This is a genomic window from uncultured Campylobacter sp. (assembly GCF_938045225.1).
Classification (GTDB): Bacteria; Campylobacterota; Campylobacteria; order Campylobacterales; family Campylobacteraceae; genus Campylobacter_A.
Genome location: NZ_CALINL010000242.1, coordinates 1 through 5,587 on the forward strand (window position 1 = coordinate 1; position 5,587 = coordinate 5,587).

The window sequence follows — 5,587 nt, forward strand, 5'->3', positions numbered from 1 at the left end:
CACCAGAACGCTCACAAACAACATAACCGACGGCTGGTTTTTTATAAATTTAGACGACGTCAGGAGATACGGAGCCGAGCTCTACGCCGAGCAGCAAATTTTAGACAATCTAAAAACCAGCCAGACCTTCTCCTACGTAAAAGCCGAATTTAAAAAAGGTAGCAACAAGGGCATGGAGGTGCCGACCGTACAAAAGAGCAAATTTGTCGCCAGCATCGACTCCGAGCCGATCAAGGATCTAAATTTACTCCTTGACGTCAAATACCTATCAAAGCTAAAAAGAGCGATCTACTCGGGCGTGACAGACATATCCGGCTACGAGACGCAAACCGTATCTAGAACGCTAGTGGATCTTGGCGCAAAGTATAAATTTAAAGGCGGATTTTCGGTCTCTGCAGGAGTTAAAAATTTATTCAACAAAAAATACAACTCCTATCAAAGCGAGCTAGAGGATATATACGAGCCCGCAGACGAGAGAAACTACTACGTAGAGTTTAAGTATGCCTACTAAAAACGGAGTTACGGCGGTTTTGACGGTGCTTACGGCGCTGCTTTTTATATTTTCGCTTAGTCTTGGCGGAGCCGATATCTCGTGGCAAGATATAATCAAATTTGCAAGCGGCGGCGAGATAGACGAGATAAAGGAAACCATCCTGCTAGAAATCCGCTTGCCGCGCGTCATAATGGCATTTTTGATCGGTATGCTTTTAGCAAGCTCTGGCGTCGTCGTACAAAGCGTATTTTTAAACCCGCTAGCAGATCCCTACATCATCGGCATCGCCTCCGCCGCGACCTTTGGCGCCGTGGCGGCCTATCTTTTAAAGCTTCCCGATTTTTACTACGGCGTGTTTGCCTTTTTTAGCGCGGCGATACTTTCGGTACTGATCTTTAAACTTTCAAAAAAAGGCAAATCCATCGCCACGCTTCTTATCATCGGTATCGCATTTTCGTCGTTTTTGGGCGCATTTACGAGCTTTGCGACCTACCTCATCGGCGAGGATAGCTTTAAGATAGTAGCGTGGATGATGGGCTACGTGGGTTCTGCAAACTGGGAAAAGATCGCCTACATCAGCGTTCCTCTCGTGCTATCTATGGCGTATTTTTACTTTAAGCGATTTGAGTTAAACGTCATCCTAAGCGGCGACGAGGAGGCTCAAAGCCTAGGCGTGGACGTAGAAAAGATGAAAAAACGCCTACTTATCGTCTCGTCTTTAGCCGTGGCGTTTTCGGTAGCGTTTACGGGCATGATAGGCTTTGTGGGGCTCATCATCCCGCATACGCTGCGCATGATACTAAAAACCTCGAGCAACATCGTTTTGATACCTATTAGCGCCTTTGCGGGCGGGTTTTTCCTGCTAGCATGCGACACGATAGGCAAAAGCGTCCTAAGCCCGACCGAGGTGCCTATCGGCGTAGTTACGGCGTTTTTCGGCGCTCCGTTTTTTCTATTTTTAGCTATCCGCTCAAGCAGGAGCATATAAGGTGAAAGTAGAAAAACTATGCTTTAGCTACGGCAAAAAAGAGATACTAAAAAACGTAAATTTAAGCCTTAAAAACGGCCGTTTCGTAGGGATTTTGGGTCCAAACGGCTGCGGCAAATCCACTCTTTTAAAAAATATCCTAAGAATTTTATCGCCAAATAGCGGCGTGATCACGCTAGAAAATAAAAAGCTGGAGGATTACTCGCTAAAAGAGCTGGCTAAAATTTTAGGCTTCGTGCCGCAAAAAACGGTTTTAAGTATGCCGCTAACGGTCGAGGATATCGTGCTAACGGGGCGCTTTTGCCATCTAAAAAGCCAGTTTAGCGGATACGACGCAAACGACGTTGCAAAAACCTACGAGATCATGCGCCTGCTTGACGTAGAGCGGTTTGCCAAACGTAGCGCCCACTCTTTAAGCGGCGGCGAATTTCAGCGCGTACTGCTTGCTAGAGCCCTAGTTAGCGAGCCAAAGATTTTACTTCTTGACGAGCCTACGAGCGCGCTAGATCTAAACTACGGGGTTCAGATGCTAAAGATCTGCGAAAATTTAACTAGAGAGCTAAATTTACTCTCTGTAGCCGTGCTGCACGATCTAAATTTAGCCGCTATGTTTTGCGACGAACTCGTGATGCTAAAAGATGGCGAGATACGCTACGCAGGCACGGCAAAGCAGCTTTATACGAAAGAAATTTTATATGAAATTTACGGGCTAAACTGCGAAATTTTAGAACACGACGGTATGCCGTTCGTAGTGCCCGTAAAGCGATAAATTTACAAATCAAAATTTGAAAGGATTTTCTATGAAAAAAATAGCCGCACTTTTGCTTGCAGCCAGTTGTCTTTTGGCGAATTTAACCGCAAACGCGCCAAAAAAGCTAGTCGTGCTAGACCCTTCGGTCGTCGAGATAGTCTATATGCTAGGCGCGCAGGATCAGCTGGCAGCCATCGCTACGCTTCAGTTTTCTAAAATTTGGCCGGAGGATCAAACCGTAAAGCTAAAAAGCGTAGGCACGTACACGAAGCCAAATATCGAGCAGATCGTCGAGCTAAAGCCTGATCTCGTCGTCACTAGCTTTCACTCGGCAAACGTAAACGAGAGCCTTGCTAAATTTAACCTAAAAACCCTCACGCTAAAAGCCGATAGCGTCGGCGATATCTACAACAATATCGAAGAAATCGGCAAAGTAACGGGCAAAGAGCAAAAAGCAAGCGAAGTCGTAAGCGAGATAAAATCCAAAATCGACTCTTTTGCAAACAGCGAGGTAAAGGGCAAAAAAATACTAGCGGTATTTTCCTCGACGCCGCTTACTGGCTTTAGCTCAAAGACCCTGCCGGGCGATATCTTTACCAAACTCGGACTAAAAAACATCGCCGATAACGTAGAAGGCTCGACTCCGATCGTCTCGACCGAGTTTATCTTATCGCAAAATCCGGACTACATCGTCGTTATCGGTGGTATGGGCGGCGACGGCGAAAATTTCCTAAAACAAAATCCGGTGCTTAAAAAAACGACCGCCGCAAAAAACGGCAAAGTACTTACCGTGCCCTCCTCGCTGCTGCTTAGAGGAACGCCTCGCATAGGCGAAGCCGTAGATAAATTTTACGAGATGCTAAGCGAATAATGCGCTATTTTCTAGTCTCGCTCGTCTTAAATTTAGCTCTGCTTTTTTTGCCGTTAAACTCGCGCCCAATAGAGAGCGCAAAACCGCAAGAAACGATAAAGATAAAGCTAAATTTGACGCAAGAAGAGCCTAGCAAAGAGACTAGAGAGCAGCTCCCGCCTCAAAGCGCGGAGCCGCTAGAAAAACCTATGGAATGGCCGCAAGAAACGCAACCCGAGCCGGTCAAATTTGAGCCCGAGCCCGAAATTTTACAGCCCGAGCCAAAGCCGGTAGAGCCGGAACCCAAAAAGCCAAAGGAGGAGAAAAAACAACCCCCAAAACCGAAAATAAAAAAGCAAATCTCGCCAAAGCCGGCGCAAACGGTAAAAGACGAGCCTAAATTTGAACCAGCACCAGCACCCGCGCCGACTCAAATTTTGCCCGCCGAGCAAAGCGCGCAGCCTAGCTCAAATTTAGCCCCCGCAAAGCAGCCCGCCGCGCAAGATAGCGGCGAAGCAAAAGAGCAAAACGCGTGCAAAGAGGGCGTCGGCTTTACCGTGGCGCGCGAGCCGGAGGCTAAATATCCCAAAAAAGCGATCATGCTGCGGCTAAACGGGACGTTTAAGGTCGAAGTGGATTTTAAATTTGACGGGCAGATACAGATCGTCGCCGTTCGCGGGAAAAATAAAATTTTTAACGACGAAGCGGTGAAAATAACAAAGGAGTTAGAAATTAAAGCGTTAAAAAATATATCGCATTGTATAATTACCAAACCTTACGAGTTTAAAACGGAGGAATAGATGTTTGAAACCAGGCAAAAAGGGCACGCCGGACCGACGCGTCCCAAAAAGATAAAGATGGCGACTAACGCCGAGGTGGAGAAATTTTTAACCGAGGAGCTACCCGCGCAAAAGGACGGCGTGATCTATATCCACGTGCCATTTTGCGATAATATCTGCTCGTTTTGCTCGATGAATCGCACGAAGCTAGAAGACGAGCTAGACAGCTACACGCAGTATCTACTGGGCGAGATAGAAAAATACGGCAAATTCCCGTATTTACAAGCTAAAAATATCCGCAGCGTCTATTTTGGCGGCGGAACTCCGACGATACTAAAAGAAAAGCACCTAGAGCCGGTTATCACGGCTCTGCGATCAAATTTTAATATCTCGGACGACTGCGAGTTTAGTCTAGAAACCACGCTACACAATCTAAATTTAAGCAAAGTGCGCCTACTAGAAAGCCTAGGCGTAAACCGCTTTAGCATCGGCGTGCAGACATTTTCGGACAAAGGTCGCAAACTGCTAAACCGCGTCCACGACAAAAAAGGCGCGATAGAGCATCTAAAAATGATCAGGCAAAATTTTAGCGGCATGGTTTGCACGGATATTATCTTTAACTACCCCGAACAAACGATAGACGAAGTGCTCGAAGACGCGCGCCTAGTAGACGAGCTAGAGATCGACAGCACGAGCTTTTATTCGCTTCAGCTTTTTGAAAAATCGCAGCTCGCAAAGACCGTGTCGCAGGATTATTACGACGTGAACTACGAGCATAAGCTGCACAACGCTTTCTTTGAAAAGCTACTAGGTACTGGCAACTACGAGGTGCTAGAGCATACCAAATTTAACCGCATCGGCCGCGACCGCTATCAGTATATCCGCTTAAGCCACGAGGGCGCCGATATCCTGCCCCTTGGTAGGGGCTCGGGCGGAAGGCTAGGCTACTACGACATCTATAACGCTAAAGAAAAAATGCGCATGATAAACAAAGTAGACGATAAACAGCGTGCCGAGGGACGGCTAAAAAGCCTCTTTATGTACCCAAAAATCGACCTAGCGCAAGTAAAAAGCCTAGTTAGCGATGAGACCTTTAGCGCGCTAATGGAGTTTTTCAAAAAATGCGAACGCAAAGGCTATATGCGTATAGAAAACGGCTTTTTAAACTACACGACGGGCGGCGTATTTTGGGGCATGTCGATCGGCACCGAAGTAGCAAATATCTCACAAAAGGACTTTGAATGAAAAAAATAGTTATATACACGAGCGCAACCGGAAATACCGAGAAAGTCGGTCTTGCCATCGCAAACGAGCTTGGCTGCGAAGCGGTCAAATTTAGCGAGGATCTGCATCTAGATTTGGATCGCTACGACTTTATCGCACTTGGATTTTACGTCGATAAGGGCGATGCCGAGCCTAAATTTAAACGCTTTTTACGCGAGATAAAGGGCAAAAAAGTGGGCGTGTTTATGACGCTAGGCATGGATCCTGAGCACGAGCATGCGATGAACTGCCTAGAAAAGGCAAAAGTCGTATTGCGCGAGGGCGAAAATGAAATTTTACGCGAGTTTTACTGTCAAGGCGCGATCGATCCGAAAGTCATCGAGCAACTACGCAAAATGGGCGAAGCAGCACCCAACGACCCGCGCTACGCCGTAACTCCTGAGCGCGAAGCCAGATGGGCTAGAGCTGCAACTCACCCCGACGCAAACGACTTAGAAAACGC

General features: G+C 47.0%; 7 protein-coding genes. All 7 read left to right on the forward strand.

Annotated elements, in window-relative coordinates:
- Positions 1-511: TonB-dependent receptor (locus Q0200_RS08600; protein ID WP_297940319.1), on the forward strand; the 511-nt coding region annotated here is incomplete at its 5' end.
- On the forward strand, positions 501-1,481 hold the full coding sequence (locus tag Q0200_RS08605) for an iron ABC transporter permease (RefSeq protein WP_297940322.1): 981 nt from the start codon (positions 501-503) through the stop codon (positions 1,479-1,481). The genes Q0200_RS08600 and Q0200_RS08605, both read left to right, overlap by 11 nt.
- A 1-nt stretch (position 1,482) precedes the next feature.
- Positions 1,483-2,250, forward strand: a complete 768-nt coding sequence (locus tag Q0200_RS08610) for an ABC transporter ATP-binding protein (RefSeq protein WP_002953167.1) — start codon at positions 1,483-1,485, stop codon at positions 2,248-2,250.
- A gap of 31 nt (positions 2,251-2,281) precedes the next feature.
- Positions 2,282-3,103: an ABC transporter substrate-binding protein gene (locus Q0200_RS08615; protein ID WP_297940327.1), complete on the forward strand. Its 822-nt coding sequence runs from the start codon at positions 2,282-2,284 to the stop codon at positions 3,101-3,103.
- Complete coding sequence (locus tag Q0200_RS08620) at positions 3,103-3,882, forward strand: energy transducer TonB (protein WP_297940330.1); 780 nt, start codon at positions 3,103-3,105, stop codon at positions 3,880-3,882. The genes Q0200_RS08615 and Q0200_RS08620 overlap by 1 nt, the downstream gene beginning before the upstream one ends.
- The gene (locus Q0200_RS08625; RefSeq protein WP_297940333.1) at positions 3,883-5,106 is read left to right on the forward strand and encodes a radical SAM protein; all 1,224 of its coding nucleotides are present in this window, start codon (positions 3,883-3,885) and stop codon (positions 5,104-5,106) included.
- Positions 5,103-5,587: flavodoxin family protein (locus tag Q0200_RS08630; RefSeq protein ID WP_297940336.1), on the forward strand; the 485-nt coding region annotated here is incomplete at its 3' end. The genes Q0200_RS08625 and Q0200_RS08630, both read left to right, overlap by 4 nt.

Excerpts from the sequence above, each read along its gene's own strand:
- Q0200_RS08620 (WP_297940330.1), top strand. The coding sequence starts at position 3,103 with ATGCGCTATTTTCTAGTCTCGCTCGTCTTAAATTTAGCTCTGCTTTTT.
- Q0200_RS08605 (WP_297940322.1), top strand. The coding sequence starts at position 501 with ATGCCTACTAAAAACGGAGTTACGGCGGTTTTGACGGTGCTTACGGCG.
- Q0200_RS08615 (WP_297940327.1), top strand. The coding sequence starts at position 2,282 with ATGAAAAAAATAGCCGCACTTTTGCTTGCAGCCAGTTGTCTTTTGGCG.
- Q0200_RS08625 (WP_297940333.1), top strand. The coding sequence starts at position 3,883 with ATGTTTGAAACCAGGCAAAAAGGGCACGCCGGACCGACGCGTCCCAAA.